Origin of the sequence: Flavobacterium acetivorans (genome assembly GCF_020911885.1) — a bacterium.
GTDB classification, from domain to species: domain Bacteria; phylum Bacteroidota; class Bacteroidia; order Flavobacteriales; family Flavobacteriaceae; genus Flavobacterium; species Flavobacterium acetivorans.
Window position 1 is genome coordinate 771,243 of sequence record NZ_CP087132.1, and the last position, 18,501, is coordinate 789,743.

Consider the following 18,501-nt stretch of genomic DNA (forward strand, 5'->3'; position numbering starts at 1 on the left):
CTAAATGTTATGGTAGTTTAAAATTATAGCAGTTGTTCACAAGAAACAAATATTTAAGATGAACAACTTATAAAACCGATAAATTACACAATTTTAATAATTTTAATACGCTCTCGCATCTTTACCTTCGTAGAAATTCATAAAGGCACGATTTACAACTCGATTCCCACCAGGAGTAGGGTAATCACCTGTAAAATACCAATCGCCTAAATTCTTAGGACAAGCGACATGAAGATCTTCAACGGTTTGGAATATAATTTTAACTTCAGCCTTTATTTCCGGAGAACTCAACATTTCAGCAATTTTATCTGAAATTTCTTGTGGCTGGAACGGTGCGTAAATTGCCGTTACATAATTTACAACCTCCGTATCGATAAAGTTTTCTTGCGTTTTACATTTCGCATATACTTCATCAACAATATGATATAGATTTCTTTCTTTTAATAATTCCAAAGCTGCCCTAAAAGCCACTAAACCTTCCAGTTTAGCCATGTCAATTCCATAACAATCTGGATAACGAATTTGTGGAGCCGACGAAACAATGACAATTCTCTTCGGATTCAAACGATCCATCATTTTGATGATACTCATTTTAAGTGTTGTTCCACGAACAATACTATCATCAATAATCACCAGATTGTCTGTAGGCTTAATTACTCCGTAAGTCACATCGTAAACGTGAGCTACTAAGTCATCACGACTGCTATCCTCAGTGATAAATGTTCTTAGTTTCGCATCTTTAATTGCCACTTTTTCGGTACGGATCTTTACAGCAAGTAATTCTTGCAAACTATCTGCTGTCAAAGTGTCTTTATTTGCCAAGATATAATCATTCTTTCTTTTATTCAAGAAATCCTGAGCTGCCTCAACCATTCCGTAGAAAGAAGTTTCGGCTGTGTTTGGTATATAAGAGAAAACTGTGTTGTCCGTATCGCTATCAATCGATTCCAAAACTGCAGGTAAAATCAATTTTCCCAGATCTTTTCTTTCTTGATAAATTTCGGCATCACTTCCTCTAGAGAAATAAATTCGTTCAAATGAACAAGCTTTTTTAACTGTTGGAGTAAGAATTTCCTGCATCGAAACAGTACCATTCTTTTTGATTATTAATGCATTTCCAGGATCAATTTCTTGCACTTTTTCAAATGGAACATTGAAAACTGTTTGAATTACTGGTCTTTCAGAAGCAACCACCACTACTTCATCATCTTGATAAAAATAGGCCGGACGAATTCCCGCTGGGTCTCTGAAAACAAATGCATCACCATGACCTAAAAGTCCAGCCATAGCATAACCGCCATCCAAATTCTTAGAAGCTCTAGCAAGAATTCTTGCTACATCTAATCTTTCGGCAATTACTGGTGAAGCCTGTCTTTTATTCAATCCTTCATTTTTACATTCCTGATAAAGATCAGTAACAGCGTCATCCAGGAAATGACCTATTTTTTCCATAACAGTCACTGTATCCGCCATTTCTTTTGGATGCTGCCCTAATTCAACCAAACTATTAAAAAGTTCTTTTACATTAGTCATGTTGAAATTTCCAGCCAAAATCAAATTTCGGTGCATCCAGTTATTCTGACGCAAAAAAGGATGAACGCTCTCAATACTATTTTTACCAAAAGTACCATATCTCACGTGTCCTAAAAACAACTCCCCTATGTACGGAATGTTTGCTTTTTGAAGTGCCACATTATCCGCATATTCAGGATGCGAAACCATTTCCTCATTGATTCTCTCATTGATTTGAGCAAAAACATCTTGAATAGGTTGTGCATGATTAGAGCGCACACGGCTAATGTATCGCTCGCCTGGCTCCATGTCTAGTTTTATACTTGCAAATCCGGCACCATCCTGCCCACGGTTGTGCTGCTTTTCCATCATCAGATACATTTTTTGTACTCCGTAAAAAGCAGTTCCGTATTTTTCTTTGTAAAATTCAAGCGGTTTAAGCAGTCTAACTAAGGCTATTCCACATTCGTGTTTTAAAGCGTCGCTCATTGTATTGTATTTGTTGTGTTGTTGTTTACTAAAATATATTCTTACAAAAAGAATATGAAATCATGATTATTAACCAAAAAAACCTCGTTTCCGAGGTTTGTAACTTTATAGCGTTATATCAAATTGAGTCAAAGACTTGAATTGTTTCAATCTTGTCAAGACTTCTTCTTTATCAAGGTCAACCATTCTTTCTGTTCCAAATTTCTCCACACAGAAAGAAGCCAGGTTTGAACCATAAATAATGGCATTTTTCATATTCTCGAAAGAGATGTTTTCGCTTTGAGTGATAAATCCTGCGAAACCTCCAGCAAATGTATCTCCAGCTCCCGTTGGATCAAAAACTTCTTCTAATGGTAATGCCGGTGCAAAGAAAACCTCTTTATTATGGAACAATAATGCTCCATGCTCTCCTTTTTTAATCACCACATACTTTGGTCCCATAGTATGAATTTTGGCAGCAGCCTTCACTAAAGAATATTCTCCCGAAAGCTGACGCGCTTCTTCATCATTGATGGTAATAACATCTACTCTTTTTATCACATCCAATAATTCCGGCAAGGCACAATCCATCCAAAAATTCATTGTATCCAAAACCACTAATTTTGGTTGTACTTCCATTTGATCCAAAACACTGCTTTGTACCAATGGATGCAAGTTTCCAAGCATTACTACATCGGCATCTTTATAATCCTGAGATACTTTTGGCTGAAAATCAGCCAAAGTATTCAATTCAGTCACCAAAGTGTCTCTTGAATTCAAATCGTTATGGTAACGACCACTCCAAAAGAAAGTTTTTCCTCCTTTTACAATTTCCAAACCTGAAATATCAATATTTCTGCTAGCCAATAAATCCAAATGTTCTTGTGGAAAATCGTCGCCAACTACTGAAACAATAGCCGATTTTAAATTAAAAAAAGATGCAGAAAGTCCGATATATGTAGCGGCTCCGCCTAAAATCTTATCTGTTTTCCCGAAAGGAGTTTCAATAGCGTCGAAAGCAACAGTTCCGACAATCAGCAATTTGTTCATTTTTTGGTTTTGGAATTAAGGCGCAAAGGTAGTTCATAAGTTGTAAAATTGCAACGGCTAAAATCGTAAAGTTTTACTAATTTATCGCATTGAAATCTAATGCATTACACTATTTTATCCCCTTCATTTTCATAAAAAGCGTCGACTGAAAGCTGTTTTTGCATCGAAGCCATAACAGCCAGCGCATCGCATCTTTCGTTTTGTGGGTGATTATTATGGCCTTTTATCCATTTGAAATCAACTTGGTGTTTCCGGTAAACAGCCAAAAACCGTTTCCATAAATCGGGATTTTTCCTGCCTACAAAACCTTTTTTCTCCCAACCAAAAACCCATTTCTTCAAAACAGAATCCACTACATATTTCGAATCAGAAACAACCAAAACTTTCATATTCGGATTCTTGAGTTTTTCCAAACCTACAATTACAGCCAAAAGTTCCATTCTATTATTAGTAGTATATCTAAAACCTTCATAGAATTCTTTTTTATGTGGCGTCCCAACAAGCTCCATCACAACGCCGTAACCGCCGTTTCCCGGATTCCCTTTTGCGGCACCATCAGTATATATATGTACGTCGTGTTCCAAAATATGAAGTTAGAAGTTAGAAGTTAGAAGTTTTTCAATTACCTCAGGAAAATATCTTTGCTCCAGTTCATGTATTTTCTCAGCTACTTCTTCTGGGGTTTCTATTCCCGTTAAAGCTATATTTTTTTGAAAAATGATGTTCCCTTCATCATAATTTTCATTCACATAATGAATCGAAATTCCGGTTTCTTTTTCCTTGTTATTGACAATAGCTCTGTGTATGTGCATTCCATACATTCCCTTGCCTCCATAATTAGGTAAAAGTGCAGGATGAATATTGATTATCTTATGAGGGTATTGTTCAATTATATTTTCAGGGAATTTCAATAAAAAACCGGCAAGGACAATCAAATCCGGTTGAATTTCGTTTATTTTTTGCAATACATCCCCTTTATTTAATTCTTCTTTCGAAAAAACTTCCGTTGGAACTTCATATTTTCCGGCTCTTTCGATAACCTTGGCAGCAGCATTATTTGTAAAAACAGCAACTACCGTTCCTGACTCATTTGAATCAAAATATTTTATAATGTTCTCAGCATTAGTCCCAGATCCAGAAGCAAAAATCACTATTTTTTTCATAATCAACTCGATTTTATTTACGCAAAAAAAGGAATAAAAAATGAAAATAAATAACAATGAGAAGTCTTTGTTGAAATATATTTTATAAATTAGTTGTCACATTTATCAACTTATTGGTTGTTTTAAAATAAAGTTTTTTATTTTTGCCACCAATTAAATTCTAAAATTAAAGATTATGTCAGACATTGCATCAAGAGTAAAAGCGATTATCGTAGACAAATTAGGCGTTGACGAAAACGAAGTTGTAACAGAAGCAAGCTTCACTAATGATTTAGGAGCTGACTCATTAGACACTGTTGAGCTTATCATGGAATTCGAAAAAGAATTCGATATTCAAATTCCAGACGATCAAGCAGAAAACATTGCTACTGTAGGTCAAGCTATTTCTTACATCGAGGAAGCTAAAAAATAATAAATACACACTCGCTTGCATCCTTTGTAAGCGAGTGTTATTATTTATTTTAAATATGAAATTCGAGATTGTAATTCAATCAAAAAGATATTTATAATGTAATACCCACTGCTTTTTTGTAGAATTACAGTAAAGAAAGCGTGGGTTTTATTTGTTTAAAAGATACAAAATACATAAGTTATGGTATTAAAGCGAGTTGTTGTAACAGGTTTAGGTGCTCTTACTCCTATTGGAAATAATATTCAAGAGTATTGGAACGCTCTTATTAACGGTGTTAGTGGTGCTGCACCAATTACTTATTTTGATGCTTCAAAGTTTAGAACAAAATTTGCCTGTGAAGTAAAAAACTTCAATGTTGAAGATTTTATTGACCGAAAAGAGGCAAGAAAAATGGACCGTTACGCACAATACGCTATGGTTGCATCTGACGAAGCTGTAAATGATGCTAATTTTGATTTTGATAAATTAGACAAAGACAGAGTTGGTGTTATTTGGGGTTCCGGAATTGGAGGATTAGAAACTTTTCAAATAGAGGTTCTTAATTTTGCAGCCGGCGATGGTACTCCAAAGTTCAATCCTTTTTTCATACCAAAAATGATTGCTGATATAGCTGGTGGTTTAATTTCAATGAAACATGGATTTAGAGGTCCAAATTTCACAACAGTTTCCGCTTGTGCCTCATCAACAAACGCTATTATTGACGCTTTCAATTACATTCGCCTTGGCCATGCTGACGCAATAATAACTGGTGGCTCTGAAGCTGCGGTAACAATTGCCGGAATGGGAGGTTTTAACGCCATGCATGCCTTATCAACCAGAAATGACGACCCAAAAACAGCTTCCAGACCAATGGACAAAGACAGAGACGGATTTGTACTAGGAGAAGGTGCCGGAGCATTAGTTCTTGAAGAATACGAACACGCCGTAGCTCGTGGCGCAAAAATATATTGTGAAATTGGAGGAGGCGGAATGTCGGCTGATGCCCATCATATTACAGCACCACATCCTGAAGGATTAGGAGCTAAAAATGTAATGCTAAACTGTTTAAGAGATGCTGGTTTAAAACCAACGGATGTAGACGGAGTAAACATGCACGGAACCTCAACTCCACTTGGCGATATTGGAGAATCTAAAGCAATTCTACATGTTTTTGGCGAACATGCTTATACCATGAATTTGAATTCAACTAAATCAATGACAGGCCATTTACTTGGTGCTACCGGAGCAATTGAAGCAATATCTTGTATTCTTTCATTAGAACACGGAATAGTTCCTCCTACGATCAATCATTTTACTGATGATGAAAACATTGATCCTAAACTAAACTTCACTTTCAATGTTGCTCAAAAAAGAGATATGAAAGTTGTCATGAGCAACACCTTCGGTTTTGGAGGTCACAATGCTTGTGTATTGGTAAAAAAATTAGACTTGTAATTCCATATGGGTATACTAAGCAAAATATTTTCAAAATCCCGTTCTCAAGAAGACGGGATTTTTTTTGATTCTATCCAAAAAATATTGGGGTTTCCACCAAAAAACATCGATCATTATCGAAAAGCTTTTACACACCGCTCTTCTAACAAACTCAATGAGGAAGGAAACCCAATCAATTACGAACGCTTAGAGTTTTTAGGCGATGCTATGCTAAGCGCTGTAATTGCTGCCCACCTATTCAACAAAGCTCCTCTTGGCGATGAAGGCTACCTTACTAAAATGCGTTCAAAAATTGTAAGTAGAGAACACCTCAATGAACTGGGAAAAGACCTAAATTTAATCCGATTTATCGAAAGCAAAGTTCCTGTGCAGCATTTTGGCGAAAACATTCATGGTAATATTTTTGAATCACTTATAGGAGCCATTTACCTAGACAAAGGCTATGACTTTTGCGAGAAATTCATTCAAAAAAGAGTAGTCATCCCTTATGTAGACATCTCCAGATTAGAAGGAAAAGTGATCAGCTACAAAAGCTTGGTAATTGAATGGTGTCAAAAGGAGAAAAAAATATTTCACTACGATATTTTCGAGGATAATGCCATAGATGGACAACGCTTATTTGGTGTTAAACTCAGCATTGACGACAAAGTAATTGCAAAAGCCAGAGCAACATCAAAAAAGAAAGCAGAAGAAAAAGCATCCCAACGCGCCTATTTTGCATTTCAACAAAAAATGGACAAGAAATAACACTAATTTGTTCAAAACTACAACGTTTTCGTTCATAAATTAACTAAATCATTACATTTTACCAGCCTAACACTCCGTTAGAAACACTATATTTACACCTTATTTTTGATTGAATATGGCTATTCATAAACTGGATCTTGGCGAATTTGACGAAATAGATTACCATCTCATTGCAATTCATACTTCATTAGAAGATTATCGATTGGCCTATTTCATCAATCAAAATCTTCCGATAAATTTGAGTAAGAGCAAAGATGAGATTCAAATCAATATAAAAGAAGGGGAGACTAATTTTTCTCGCTTTTATTATTACGACTCTGAAAATGCAATTTCTTGGAATTTAATTCAAAATAAAAATGAGGTTTCTCAACAAAAAAAAGATGCTGACCAAAATCTATTCTCAGATTTAACGCAGGGAATTGCTACAAAAGTTTACTTACTCCCTGAATTTAAAAAAGCAGATTTCTTTTTGAAAATTGAAAATACCGACAACACGATAGAAGTATCAAAAGTAAAAATAATCTTAAATACCATTGATAGCATATCTACAGTTTATACCGTAGATACCAATCAGATAAGATCAAAAAACAATTTAATTTTTTAAAATAAAATGATTACAAACAAAAAAACCAAAATTGTAGCCACACTGGGACCTGCATGTAGCACAAGAGAGACGATAAAAGACATGATTGATGCAGGTGTAAATGTGTTTAGAGTTAATTTTTCTCACGCAGACTATTCTGATGTCAAAGAAAAAATTAACATCATTAGAGGACTAAATGATGAATACGGATATACTACGGCAATACTTGGTGACTTACAAGGACCTAAACTTCGTGTAGGAGTTATGAACGAAGGAGTTGTAGTGAATGATGGAGATATAATTACATTTACGACTGCCGAAGACATTATTGGAACTGCTGAAAAAGTTTTCATGAAATATAAAAACTTCCCTAATGATGTTAATCCAGGAGAAAGAATTTTATTAGACGACGGGAAACTTATTTTTGAAATTGTTGAAACCGACAAAAAAACAGAAGTAATTGCCAAAGTTATTCAAGGAGGAGAATTAAAATCTAAAAAAGGGGTAAACCTTCCAAACACCAAAATATCACTTCCTGCAATGACCGAAAAGGATATTGCGGATGCCATATTTGCCATAGAACAAAAGGTAGACTGGATTGCACTTTCTTTTGTAAAAACGCCACAAGATTTAAAAGACCTACAGGAATTAATTGCTGAACACTCTGAACATAAAATTCCAATTGTTGCGAAAATCGAAATGCCTGAAGCATTAGAAAACATAGATAAAATCATTGCTTATTGCGATGGACTGATGGTAGCACGTGGTGATTTAGGTGTAGAACTTCCTGCTCACGAAGTGCCATTAGTTCAAAAAGATTTAATTCGTAAAGCCAAAATAGCCCGTATACCGGTAATTGTAGCCACTCAAATGATGGAAACCATGATTACTAGCTTAACTCCAACAAGAGCGGAAGTAAACGACGTGGCTAACTCTGTAATGGACGGTACCGATGCCGTAATGCTTTCTGGTGAAACTGCCACTGGTAATTATCCGGTTCAGGTGATTCAAAGAATGACTCAAATTATTGAGGCTGTCGAAGATTCTCCGCTTATCAACGTACCACAAAACACACCACAAATAAAAACCAAACGTTTTATCACTAAAACTATTTGTCAAAGTGCCGCTCTTATGGCCAATACAATCAAAGCTAAAGCAATTTGCACGTTGACTAACAGCGGATACACTGCTTTTCAGATTTCTGCCTGGAGACCATCGGCTCATATTTTAGTTTTCACTTCAAACAAAAGAATTCTTACCCAACTTAATTTACTTTGGGGAGTAAAATCATATTATTACGACAAAAGAGTAAGTACGGATGACACCGTGACTGACATCAATGAAATTGTAAAAGAAAAAGGCTACGTAACTACTGGTGATTTTGTCATCAACTTAGCAGCTATGCCTATCAAAGAGAAAGGAATGGTAAATACTCTTAGAGTTTCAGAAATTGAATAACTAAGAATTTTTAACAAATATTTAAACCGCCTCTTAATGATTTTAACGAGGCGGTTTTTTTGTACTAATTTATTTTCATTTATCTTTGATGAAAAACAAATACCATTCAATTATGAATTTCGAATCAAGAAACCCTTTTTTGAACAATAAATCTTTTTCGGCAACATCTGCCACTAGCAAAGATGAAGTGCATCATGCTTCTATTATTGACTATAATCAGGACATGACTTTGTCAGGAACCATCAATAAAACTTTATTGTTGTTTCTATTGCTTACTGCATCGGCTATGGTAACTTGGTGGATGTCATTTAACGGCATCAACGCAATGATTCCTACTATTGGAGGCGCTATTGTAGGATTGATTCTAGTGCTTATCTCAGCTTTTAAGCCACAATATTCTTCTTATTTAGCACCCGGTTACGCCTTATTTGAAGGATTATTCATTGGCGGAATCTCTGCTATTTTTGAAGCCATGTATCCCGGAATAGTGATACAAGCTGTTGGAGCAACATTTGTGACTTTTGCCGTTTGTTTAGGCTTGTATAAATTTAAAATAGTAAAAGTAACCGAGCAGTTTAAATCTGTTGTTGTTGCAGCAACGCTTGCCATAGCAACTTATTATTTAATATCTTGGTTAGTTTCAATGTTTACCAGTTTCCAACCGGTTCATCACGGTAATTCCATGATGAGTATCGGAATAAGTGTTTTTGTGATTATAATCGCAGCTTTGAACTTATTCCTTGATTTTGACAGAATCGAAAAAGGAGTTCAAGAAAAAATGCCAAAATACATGGAATGGTTTGCTGCCATGGGATTAATGATCACTTTAGTTTGGTTATACATCGAATTCCTAAGATTACTTTCCAAACTGTCCAGCAAAGACTAATCTCTTTTAAAACATACTTTTATTACAAAACCTTTCTTCCTTAGAAGGGTTTTGTTTTTTCATTAAAAAGCAAATTTCAACTGAACCACAACTGCTTTTTTGACCTCAGTATTCAAATTACTCATCGATATCCCTAGCAGCCGAACAGAATCTTTCATCCTTTCCTGATACAAGAGTTCTTTGACCGTTTCAAAAATCAGCCCTTTATCCGAAATAAAATACGGCAAGGTCTTACTTCTGGTTTGTTGACTAAAATCGCTGTATTTAATTTTTAAGGTGACCGTTTTCCCAGAAATACGGTGCTTTTTAAGTCTTCTTTCTAAAGTATTTGCAATTTTTTCCAATTGCTCAGCCATAAATATTTCCGAAGAAAGATTAACATCAAAGGTATGCTCAGCCGCAACTGATTTTGTAATTCTATCTGACTTGACCTCACTATTATGAATCCCGCGCACCACATTATAGTAGAAAATACCGGATTTCCCAAAATGCTTCTCTAAAAATTCCTGTGATTTACTTTTTAATTCCAAACCGCTAAAGATTCCTAATTGGTACATTTTTTCGGTGGTAACTTTACCAACTCCATAAAATTTACGAATAGGCAATTCTTCCAAAAAAGCAATTACTTCATCCGGATTGACTGTCTTTTGACCATTGGGTTTGTTGTAATCACTCGCAATTTTGGCAACAAACTTATTGATGGATATTCCAGCCGAAGCCGTTAAACCAACCTCATTAAAAATTCGTTTTCTAATTTCTTCTGCCAATAAACTCGCACTAGGATTTCCCTTTTTATTTTGAGTAACATCTAAATAAGCCTCATCGAGCGAAAGGGGTTCTACCAAATCAGTGTATTCTCTAAATATTTTATGAATCTTAGCCGATATCTCTTTGTAACGATCAAATCTAGGACTAACAAAGATCAGTTCTGGGCAATACTTCTTAGCCAAAACCCCACTAATAGCACTCCTGACACCAAACTTTCGAGCTTCATAGCTTGCTGCCGAAACTACGCCCCGATTTTCTGAACCTCCAACAGCTATAGGCTTGCCCCGTAATTCTGGATTGTCCATTTGCTCTACAGAAGCATAAAAAGCATCCATGTCAATATGTATGATTTTCTTATTTAGAATTAAATCCTCCATTATAAACAATTTGAATACACCCAACTCTTTTCGAATAAATTACTTAGCATGACTAGGAATTTTTAACTTACTCCAAGTGCAACTCATTTGTCTGCCTTTCTGTTGGGAAAAAGAAACTAAGTGGTTTTGATTTGAAATGATTCCAAATCGCTACGGTAACGAAACGTAATTCAAATAATGAGATAGCCCGCGAACGGAATGCAAGACCTAATGAAAGACTGAAACTTACCATAAAGTTAATCAATCCAATAAGCCCAATCCCAAAAATACCCCAAAATAACATCCAACTGCTTACATCATAATTTGCACCATATAAAGCCAAGGCAAGGTTTCCGCTACCAAAAGTTATATGACGTACATCAAGATTTAACCCTAAAAACAAACCAACCGAAGCTGTACTTCCCATAAATACTCCAAACCAAAAATTAGAAATAATACCCGCCCATTTTTTCTCATAGAGTTTTGCCAATTGTAGAGTTTTACCTTTCCCTAAATTTCTTTTCAAGAAAGGGTGTTCTGTAATTCTAAAACACACCTGATTGTGCTTGTCTCGGTTAGCCACACTACCAGAAATAATTCCCGATAAAAACAGAAATACCCCTGCAATAGCCGCATGAAAAATAGCCAAAGAATGAATCGGACTTAAATCAACAAGCAAGTGTTCCCATTTAGTTGCAGCAATATTATAATTTAAAAAATAATCAATCAGCCATATTCCAAGTAATGAAATCGGAAAGGCCATTATCACATTTCCTACAAAGGCAATAAACTGTGATCGAAAAACACGTGCAAAAAGAACAGCAAATGCTTTATACTTTATAGTACCAACTCCTTGCTGCAAAGCGCCTTCTTCTAATGCCTTAACTAAAGCTGAAGCAGTCATCGCTGGTTGTTTTGTGGCCAATGTAAAGCCCAAAAGATAAATCGCGATAAATCCAAAAGCATAATTCATACTATATAAAAAAGCATGTCCAAAAAAACTCGTGTCGGCCTTAGAAAGTAAAACCTTAATAATACACAAAATCCCCACAATAAAACCGCCTCCTAAAGCACCTTGGAACATTTTGAAATACTCTTTACGACTTTCAGTAATATAATGCTCTCCAGTTTTGGCAGTATGTTGTGTAATCTCGTAAGAAAGCAATTGGGTACTTTCGGCAACGAATTTTCGAACATTATTCTTATAACAGTTATACTTTATCAATCGCAAAGCCAATGCAATACTGTTATTTCTTTTATCTTTTTCAGAATCAACTACTAATAAAGAAATTAAAAATATCAAACGTTCTAATTGCTGTCTAATCTTTAACAAATGCTGATTTACCCGCAATGAAATTCCATATTTTGAACTGTTATGAAAGGCTTTCTCCACAAATCCTTGGCATTGTTTGTACAATATCAACAACTGCGCATAGGATAAATCATCCGAGCTAATATAATGACTATCCGAATTTATAATTCGATCTTCAATCAAAAACAATTCTTTTTCGAAAGCGGAAAAAGGGCTTTCAAGATCATCAAATTCAGGCACCATTTTGATCACATCGGTTTCCATAGCTCGACCGCTGATTCGCTGAATAATCAAGTGCTGGGCAATCAATACTTCGGAAAAAACAGAATTAGGCAACTTGCTTTCGTAAATAGACTTGAATTGCAAAAGATCATATAATTCTTCCAATTGGCTAAAAGGAATTCTATTGATCCAAACCCCATCATTGGCAAGATAAAAAACCTGATTGAGAACATATTCTAAAGTATCCTTTTGAGGCTGATAGGGCAGCAACTTCGCGAAGATCCTTTTTTTTACTTCAAAAATAAAATCCACGTCTTGCAAGATAGCGGCATCAGCAAGAATTTTGTTGAATTTCCTGTCCTTTAAAACTTCTTTGAGATAGATAGAAAACTGTTTGCGACAGGAATCGTTCTTTTTTAAAAAAGAAATTATTTCCTGTAAATCTACCTTCAGTACATTTTTATTTTTTACAGGTCTTATTACACGAACCAATTCTACTAAAGGCTCAATGAGATCATTCGTTTCTCTCCATGACTGTGTTTCTCCAAAAAATTCAGTTAAAAGTTCTGTTGCGGTTGATTTTGGTTTTGATTTGAAAAATAGCTTCATTGTAACAATTCAATTTTTGTAAAAATACACATCGTTACAAGAAATTCTAGCAACTAAATCATAAAAAATCACTCTAACTGAGTAAAAAAAACAAAAAAATACAATTGGGTTCGGCAACAGATCTTTTGTTTACTCAAAATACAGAAAAGCAATTGAAAATAGTTTTCAAATAAAATAAACAATAACCATTTAAGCCAAAACCTAAATTCAATCGCTTTTGAAAGTCACAAAGCCATTAAAGTAAAATATTCAATACCTTTGAATCCATAATTAGCCCAGATAATCATTAAATTCTTGGATAAAATAAGATTGAGTTTTCACTTAGAAGACTACAAAACTAATAAACAAAAGCACCTTCAATTATTAAAAAAAGTAGAAAATGATAGAAATAGAACGCAAATTTCTGGTTACTTCAGATCAATTTAAAAAAGAAGCTTTTTCTCAAAATCGCATTAAACAGGGTTATTTGAGTGCTGTTCCGGAACGAACAGTTCGCATAAGAATAAAAGGAAATGAGGCTTATATAACCATAAAAGGCAGTACAAACGAATCAGGTATGTCCCGTTTTGAATGGGAAAAGAAAATCCCGGTTGAAGAAGCAGAAAAATTATTGCTTTTGTGCGAAAAAGGAATCATTGACAAAACCCGTTTTGAGGTAAAAGTAGGCCAGCATACTTATGAAATAGACGAGTTTTATGGCGAAAACCAAGGCCTGCTTATGGCAGAAATAGAACTTAAATCAGAAACAGAAAATTTCCAAAAACCAAATTGGCTCGGAAAAGAAGTCACAGCAGACAAGCGCTATTACAATTCATACTTGAGCACCAATCCCTTTAAAAACTGGGTTTGATTATTTAACCTCTTCAATAGTTACAATCATCGCTCCTGCTCTTTTATTGTTAGCAATTTCCATAAAAGCTCTTTTAGACAAATCAATTTCTCTTGCCTTGACAAACGGACCTCTATCGTTCACTTCTACAATTACTGATTTTCCATTAGTCTGATTGGTCACCTTTAATTTTGTACCAAAAGGGAATTTCTTGTGGGCTGCGGTGTATTTTTCTTTGTCGTATTTTATACCGCTGGTTGTATGTCGACCGTGAAACTTGTCGGCATAATAGGAAGCATGCGCATTTTTCTTGTAGAATTTTAATTTCAAAATTTCTTCTGCCAAAGTGTCCTTAACCATTTGCTGTTGTACAACAAAGGACTTGTTTTTTTTGACAGTATCTTTTTGGACAACTGTCTTTGACAAGCTTACTTTAATTTTATCCGCAATTGTACTTTGACTACTGGCAAAACCAACTATTGTCAGTAAAAAAAATAGGGTTATCGTTTTTCTCATTTGTAACATTTTATTTGGACTCCATTTGTACAAAAACTGTACCTAGATAAAAAAAGTCCTATTTCTAGGACTTTTTAAAATTTATTATAACCACATAGACCATGGAATTCTACTTAAAATAAGCACTAATCCTAAACCATAAAAGATAGTAAATGTCTTAAATTTAGATTCAGATGTTGTCAATTTTTTATGTTTAGACCACCCAATGGTGATTAAAGTAATTGCAATAATATTAATCAATGGATGCTCCATTGATGTTAATCTTAACATTTTATCTGACATTTGCCCAAGAGAAGCAAATCCAAGCGGAGAAACAAAATACAGAATCAATCCAACTAATAATTGAGTATGTATTCCTATCAATCCGAAAAGGGCAATTTTTCTGTCTTTGGCAGTAAATTCTTTTTTGGACATCAAACCAATAAAGGCGTTAATAACTGCAATCACTAATACTAAAATAGCCAGATAAGCCCAGCCAGAATGAAACTTTTGAATGAATTCGTACATATAATTTTTTTTTAAAATTCAAATATAATAAAAAAACCACGTTCTCCAACGTGGTTTTTTATTTGTTTTTTTTAGAAATTTAAACATGAATTAAGTTTAATATTCTAAATAATGTTTATTCTAATTAAGTTGCAAAAAGTGTACTTTTTGTTTAAAAAGAATACTTAACACCTAACTGAAGTTTCCATGTTTGATTAAAGTTTGAGTTATAATCGTATGTATTACTAGGGTAATTACCTGCAACTTTATTAAATGAATAAGAAGGAACATTGTTAACATCTTTACCTTCATATTTTAAAATTTTACCATTACCAGAGATATTGTTGATTTTTTGAATACCCCATTCTGAATTTAACATATTCCCCACATTGATGAAATCCATACTAAATTGTAACGTGTTAGTCCTTCCTCCTATTTTAAAATAATACTCACGTAATAATCTTAAATCAAAACTATTAACCCATGGGCTACGTGCAGCATTTGCTTCAGCATATTTACCTTTATTCGCTTTCAAATAACTATCTTGTTCCATAAAATTAAAGAATGCATCTTCGCTAGCAGTGTTGATGAATTTAATATCACCTTTAGCTTTTGGTATGTAAATTAAATCTGCTGCGATACCATCTCCATTCATATCATTTGAATAAGTAAAACTATACCCGTTAGGAGAGTAACCAGAATAGAACACATTAATAAAAGAAGCCGATTTTAACATGTCATTTGACCAAGGAAGCTTGTAAGAAACAGATGCAATTACTTTATTTGGCACCGTATATTGAGAACGTTGAAGGCCTGCCAAATGTGGTCCATTAACCGTAACTAATCCTGTATATGCTGATTGTGCATTACTACCAGGCATACCCGAAATTTCTTGAGATTCTGTATAGGTATACGCTGCCATTAATTTCAAATCCTCTATTGGCTCTGAATTAACTGTAATATTTCCTATAGCACTAAAACCTTTGTTTGTGTTTGATAATACATATGCATCTTTTGTAGTATAAGTAATGTCAGCTTTAGCTGGATAAATATATCTATCATCAGCTCCAGAAAAACGACCCCATGTAGCATCTGGCTGTTTTAGATTGTAATTTTTAAGCATGACACCATTCATAGTTTTTGTATATATTCCTTCAACAGTAACTGACAATGGGAAAGAAACAGGAACTTGATAATCTAAAGCTATAGAAGATTTCCATACTTGTGGCATTTTGAAATTAGGATCTACAGCATTAATATCACGCGGTAAAACACCATCTTCAGGAGTGATCGTATTAGGCAAATTCAATTTTTGAATCATTTCATTTACATCCGTAATTATTGGACCGGCTAAGCCAGCTAAGGCAGGATTAGCTACTTTTACAGAACCATCTGCGTTATATGTAGTAGTGGCAGCATAACTTCCTTGTACCATCCCTGAGTTGGTTGGCATGTTGGTAAAAAACACCAATGGCAATCTTCCAGAAAAAATACCAGTTCCTCCGCGAAGTTTAATTGATTGATCCCCTTTTATATCCCATGAAAAACCAACTCTTGGAGACAACTGAACATTAGCATCTGGCCATTTACCTGTATCAATTTTTCTTCCACCAAAATCTAGGTTATAAATAGAGTTATTTCTAAGAATATTATCTTCATACTTTAAATAATCGGCACGCACTCCATAAGATAATTTAAAGTTAGGATTGACATTCCATTCATCCTGAAGGTAAACTCCAAATTGATTGAAAGCAACTTCGGCAGTTGGATTCAACTCTCCATTGTAACCATAAGTTAGCGCAAAGTCTCTTGGCGCAGCTTGATTAATAAAATCATCAACACTAGCATAACGATAATAACCTGTACCATTTCTCATATAAGAATTGTTTGCCAACTGGTGTTCAAAACTTAGACCACCTGTAATTTTATGGTTATCCAAATAATAGGTTAAATTATCTGTAAATGTAAAAGTATTGTTGTTAACAGCATTGTTCCAAGTGAACAGTTCATAGCCAGCAGATATATAAGGCTCAAGAATTTGTGCCCCGCCTGTTGTAACCCCGTTCATAATATCAATAAACGGAAAAGGCGAAGAATTTGAACCACGAGCATCTTGTATTTTTGAAGTTGTAATAAGAAGCTGATTTGAAAGCTTATCTGAAATCCTACTATTTAAATCCAATGAAAGTGAATTTACAATATTATCCATAGAATAAATAGAATTAGAAAAAGCCATAGAATATTGTGAAATACGATCCATAGTATTATTACGGAAACCAGCATCTGTTGAGTTACCATTAGTTGGATTCCATCCTTGGTTTTTAGTGTAATTATAACGCAAACTCAATTTGTTTGCATTATTAATATTCCAGTCAAGACGTACAAGAATTTTCTTGTTAGTTTCATCAGCAGGATAATCATTATATGAACCTGGATCATAACCATAATTGGTGATTAAATGCTGTTTTACTCTTTCCATATCTGCAATACTAGTACGTGAAAGTGATAAATCAAGGTTAGCAACACCATTTTCTGAAGGCCTCCAATTAACAACTTGTCCTGGACGAACTATAGATTCTGCATTAACAAAAAAGAATAATTTATTTTTAATAATTGGCCCTCCAAAAGTAATCCCTTTAGTAGTTGTTGATGCCTTAGGTCGTACTCCAAAATCAACATCACCAATTCTATTACCTCGCATATCTTGGTTGTTAAAATAAGCATAAGCACTCCCTTTAAATTTGTTAGTTCCTGATTTAGTTATTGCATTTATACCCCCTCCAATAAAATTTGATTGACGAACATCAAAAGGAGCTATTACAACTTGAACTTCTTCAATCGCATCTAATGAAATTGGGCTTCCTCCACCTGGTAGACTAGAACTCAATCCAAAGTTATTGTTAAAATTAGCGCCATCAATTGTAAAGTTAGTCGAACGGCCATCTCCACCAGCAATACTCATTCCATTAGCATATGGAGAAAGACGAGCCATATCAGTAATACTTCTATTAATAGAAGGCATAGAAGTCATTTGCTCATTAGATATGTTAGTTGTTGCACCTGTTTTATCCGCTGAAAACTTAGTTCTTTTTGTAGTAATAACAACTTGATCCAAGGAAACATTTTCCTCACTTAAAACGACATTATGAACATAAGGCGCACCTAGCCTAATCACAATATTATTAGTAATGTTTTTACCATATCCAAGATAAGATACTTCTACACTGTAAGGACCGCCAACACGCATCCCTGGTAGATTGTAATTTCCTTCGGAATTTGTTACAGTTCCATAGGTAGTACCTGAAGGAGTATGGGTTGCAATTACTGTTACACCTACAAGAGGTCCTCCAGTGTCTGTAACTCTTCCACTCATACTAGATGAAGTTACTTGAGCTATCATAACTGAAGAGCATAATAATGCCACAGTTAGCAATAAAAACTGATTAATTTTTTTCATTGTCTTCATTGTTGTTTAGTTTATTATTTTTGGCAAAATTATAACATTTCAATTACAAAATGTTACTATAATGTTAATAAAAATATTATTAAAAACAAAACCAGTCATGGTAAAAGTATAATTTTCAGCATTTTTTCTTAAAAAAAAGCATTTTTTATAGTCATGCATAGCATTAACAGAAAATAATGCAATAAATCCCACAAAAAATCATTAAAAAATATCACAAAAAAATT

Annotated in this window: 16 protein-coding genes; 7 read left to right on the forward strand and 9 right to left on the reverse strand. The window is 34.4% G+C overall.

Features of this window, described 5'->3' with window-relative positions; genetic code table 11:
- Nucleotides 1-102: 102 nt before the first annotated feature.
- The 4 genes from LNP19_RS03455 to purN form a co-directional block, all read right to left on the reverse strand.
- Nucleotides 103-2,001, reverse strand: coding sequence for an amidophosphoribosyltransferase (locus LNP19_RS03455; protein ID WP_230063421.1), 1,899 nt, complete (start codon nt 1,999-2,001; stop codon nt 103-105).
- A gap of 105 nt (nt 2,002-2,106) precedes the next feature.
- Nucleotides 2,107-3,030, reverse strand: coding sequence for a PfkB family carbohydrate kinase (locus LNP19_RS03460; RefSeq protein ID WP_230063422.1), 924 nt, complete (start codon nt 3,028-3,030; stop codon nt 2,107-2,109).
- A 104-nt stretch (nt 3,031-3,134) separates the two neighbouring features.
- A complete protein-coding gene (rnhA, locus tag LNP19_RS03465; protein WP_230063423.1) occupies nt 3,135-3,614 on the reverse strand; it encodes a ribonuclease HI in 480 nt (159 codons plus the stop codon).
- 9 nt (nt 3,615-3,623) lie between these two features.
- A complete protein-coding gene (purN, locus tag LNP19_RS03470) occupies nt 3,624-4,193 on the reverse strand; it encodes a phosphoribosylglycinamide formyltransferase (RefSeq protein WP_230063424.1) in 570 nt (189 codons plus the stop codon).
- 175 nt (nt 4,194-4,368) lie between these two features.
- Between purN and LNP19_RS03475 the strand changes: the two genes are divergently transcribed.
- From LNP19_RS03475 to LNP19_RS03500, 6 genes are all read left to right on the forward strand, one after another.
- Nucleotides 4,369-4,605: an acyl carrier protein gene (locus LNP19_RS03475; protein WP_007137004.1), complete on the forward strand. Its 237-nt coding sequence runs from the start codon at nt 4,369-4,371 to the stop codon at nt 4,603-4,605.
- A 180-nt stretch (nt 4,606-4,785) separates the two neighbouring features.
- Nucleotides 4,786-6,039, forward strand: a complete 1,254-nt coding sequence (gene fabF, locus LNP19_RS03480; RefSeq protein ID WP_230063425.1) for a beta-ketoacyl-ACP synthase II — start codon at nt 4,786-4,788, stop codon at nt 6,037-6,039.
- 6 nt (nt 6,040-6,045) lie between these two features.
- Nucleotides 6,046-6,786: a ribonuclease III gene (rnc, locus tag LNP19_RS03485; RefSeq protein WP_230063426.1), complete on the forward strand. Its 741-nt coding sequence runs from the start codon at nt 6,046-6,048 to the stop codon at nt 6,784-6,786.
- A 115-nt stretch (nt 6,787-6,901) separates the two neighbouring features.
- The gene (locus LNP19_RS03490; RefSeq protein ID WP_230063427.1) at nt 6,902-7,390 is read left to right on the forward strand and encodes an IPExxxVDY family protein; all 489 of its coding nucleotides are present in this window, start codon (nt 6,902-6,904) and stop codon (nt 7,388-7,390) included.
- A gap of 6 nt (nt 7,391-7,396) precedes the next feature.
- Complete coding sequence (gene pyk, locus LNP19_RS03495; protein ID WP_230063428.1) at nt 7,397-8,827, forward strand: pyruvate kinase; 1,431 nt, start codon at nt 7,397-7,399, stop codon at nt 8,825-8,827.
- 112 nt (nt 8,828-8,939) lie between these two features.
- Nucleotides 8,940-9,713 carry a Bax inhibitor-1/YccA family protein gene (locus LNP19_RS03500; RefSeq protein WP_230063429.1) on the forward strand — a complete coding sequence of 258 codons (774 nt, stop codon included), beginning with the start codon at nt 8,940-8,942 and terminating at the stop codon, nt 9,711-9,713.
- 62 nt (nt 9,714-9,775) lie between these two features.
- Here LNP19_RS03500 and dinB read toward each other — a convergent pair whose 3' ends face one another.
- Nucleotides 9,776-10,858: a DNA polymerase IV gene (dinB, locus tag LNP19_RS03505; protein WP_230063430.1), complete on the reverse strand. Its 1,083-nt coding sequence runs from the start codon at nt 10,856-10,858 to the stop codon at nt 9,776-9,778.
- Between the two features lie 67 nt (nt 10,859-10,925).
- Nucleotides 10,926-12,980, reverse strand: a complete 2,055-nt coding sequence (locus LNP19_RS03510; protein WP_230063431.1) for a site-specific recombinase — start codon at nt 12,978-12,980, stop codon at nt 10,926-10,928.
- A 379-nt stretch (nt 12,981-13,359) separates the two neighbouring features.
- Here LNP19_RS03510 and LNP19_RS03515 point away from each other — a divergent pair, with 379 nt between their 5' ends.
- Nucleotides 13,360-13,830, forward strand: coding sequence for a CYTH domain-containing protein (locus LNP19_RS03515; RefSeq protein ID WP_230063432.1), 471 nt, complete (start codon nt 13,360-13,362; stop codon nt 13,828-13,830).
- Here LNP19_RS03515 and LNP19_RS03520 read toward each other — a convergent pair whose 3' ends face one another.
- The 3 genes from LNP19_RS03520 to LNP19_RS03530 all read right to left on the reverse strand — a co-directional run bounded on the left by LNP19_RS03520 (nt 13,831) and on the right by LNP19_RS03530 (nt 18,268).
- Nucleotides 13,831-14,325 carry a septal ring lytic transglycosylase RlpA family protein gene (locus tag LNP19_RS03520; RefSeq protein WP_230063433.1) on the reverse strand — a complete coding sequence of 165 codons (495 nt, stop codon included), beginning with the start codon at nt 14,323-14,325 and terminating at the stop codon, nt 13,831-13,833. It lies immediately after the preceding gene.
- 84 nt (nt 14,326-14,409) lie between these two features.
- On the reverse strand, nt 14,410-14,832 hold the full coding sequence (locus LNP19_RS03525; RefSeq protein WP_230063434.1) for a hypothetical protein: 423 nt from the start codon (nt 14,830-14,832) through the stop codon (nt 14,410-14,412).
- Nucleotides 14,833-14,983: 151 nt separating this feature from the next.
- The gene (locus tag LNP19_RS03530) at nt 14,984-18,268 is read right to left on the reverse strand and encodes a TonB-dependent receptor (protein ID WP_230063435.1); all 3,285 of its coding nucleotides are present in this window, start codon (nt 18,266-18,268) and stop codon (nt 14,984-14,986) included.
- Between the last annotated feature and the right edge of the window lie 233 nt (nt 18,269-18,501).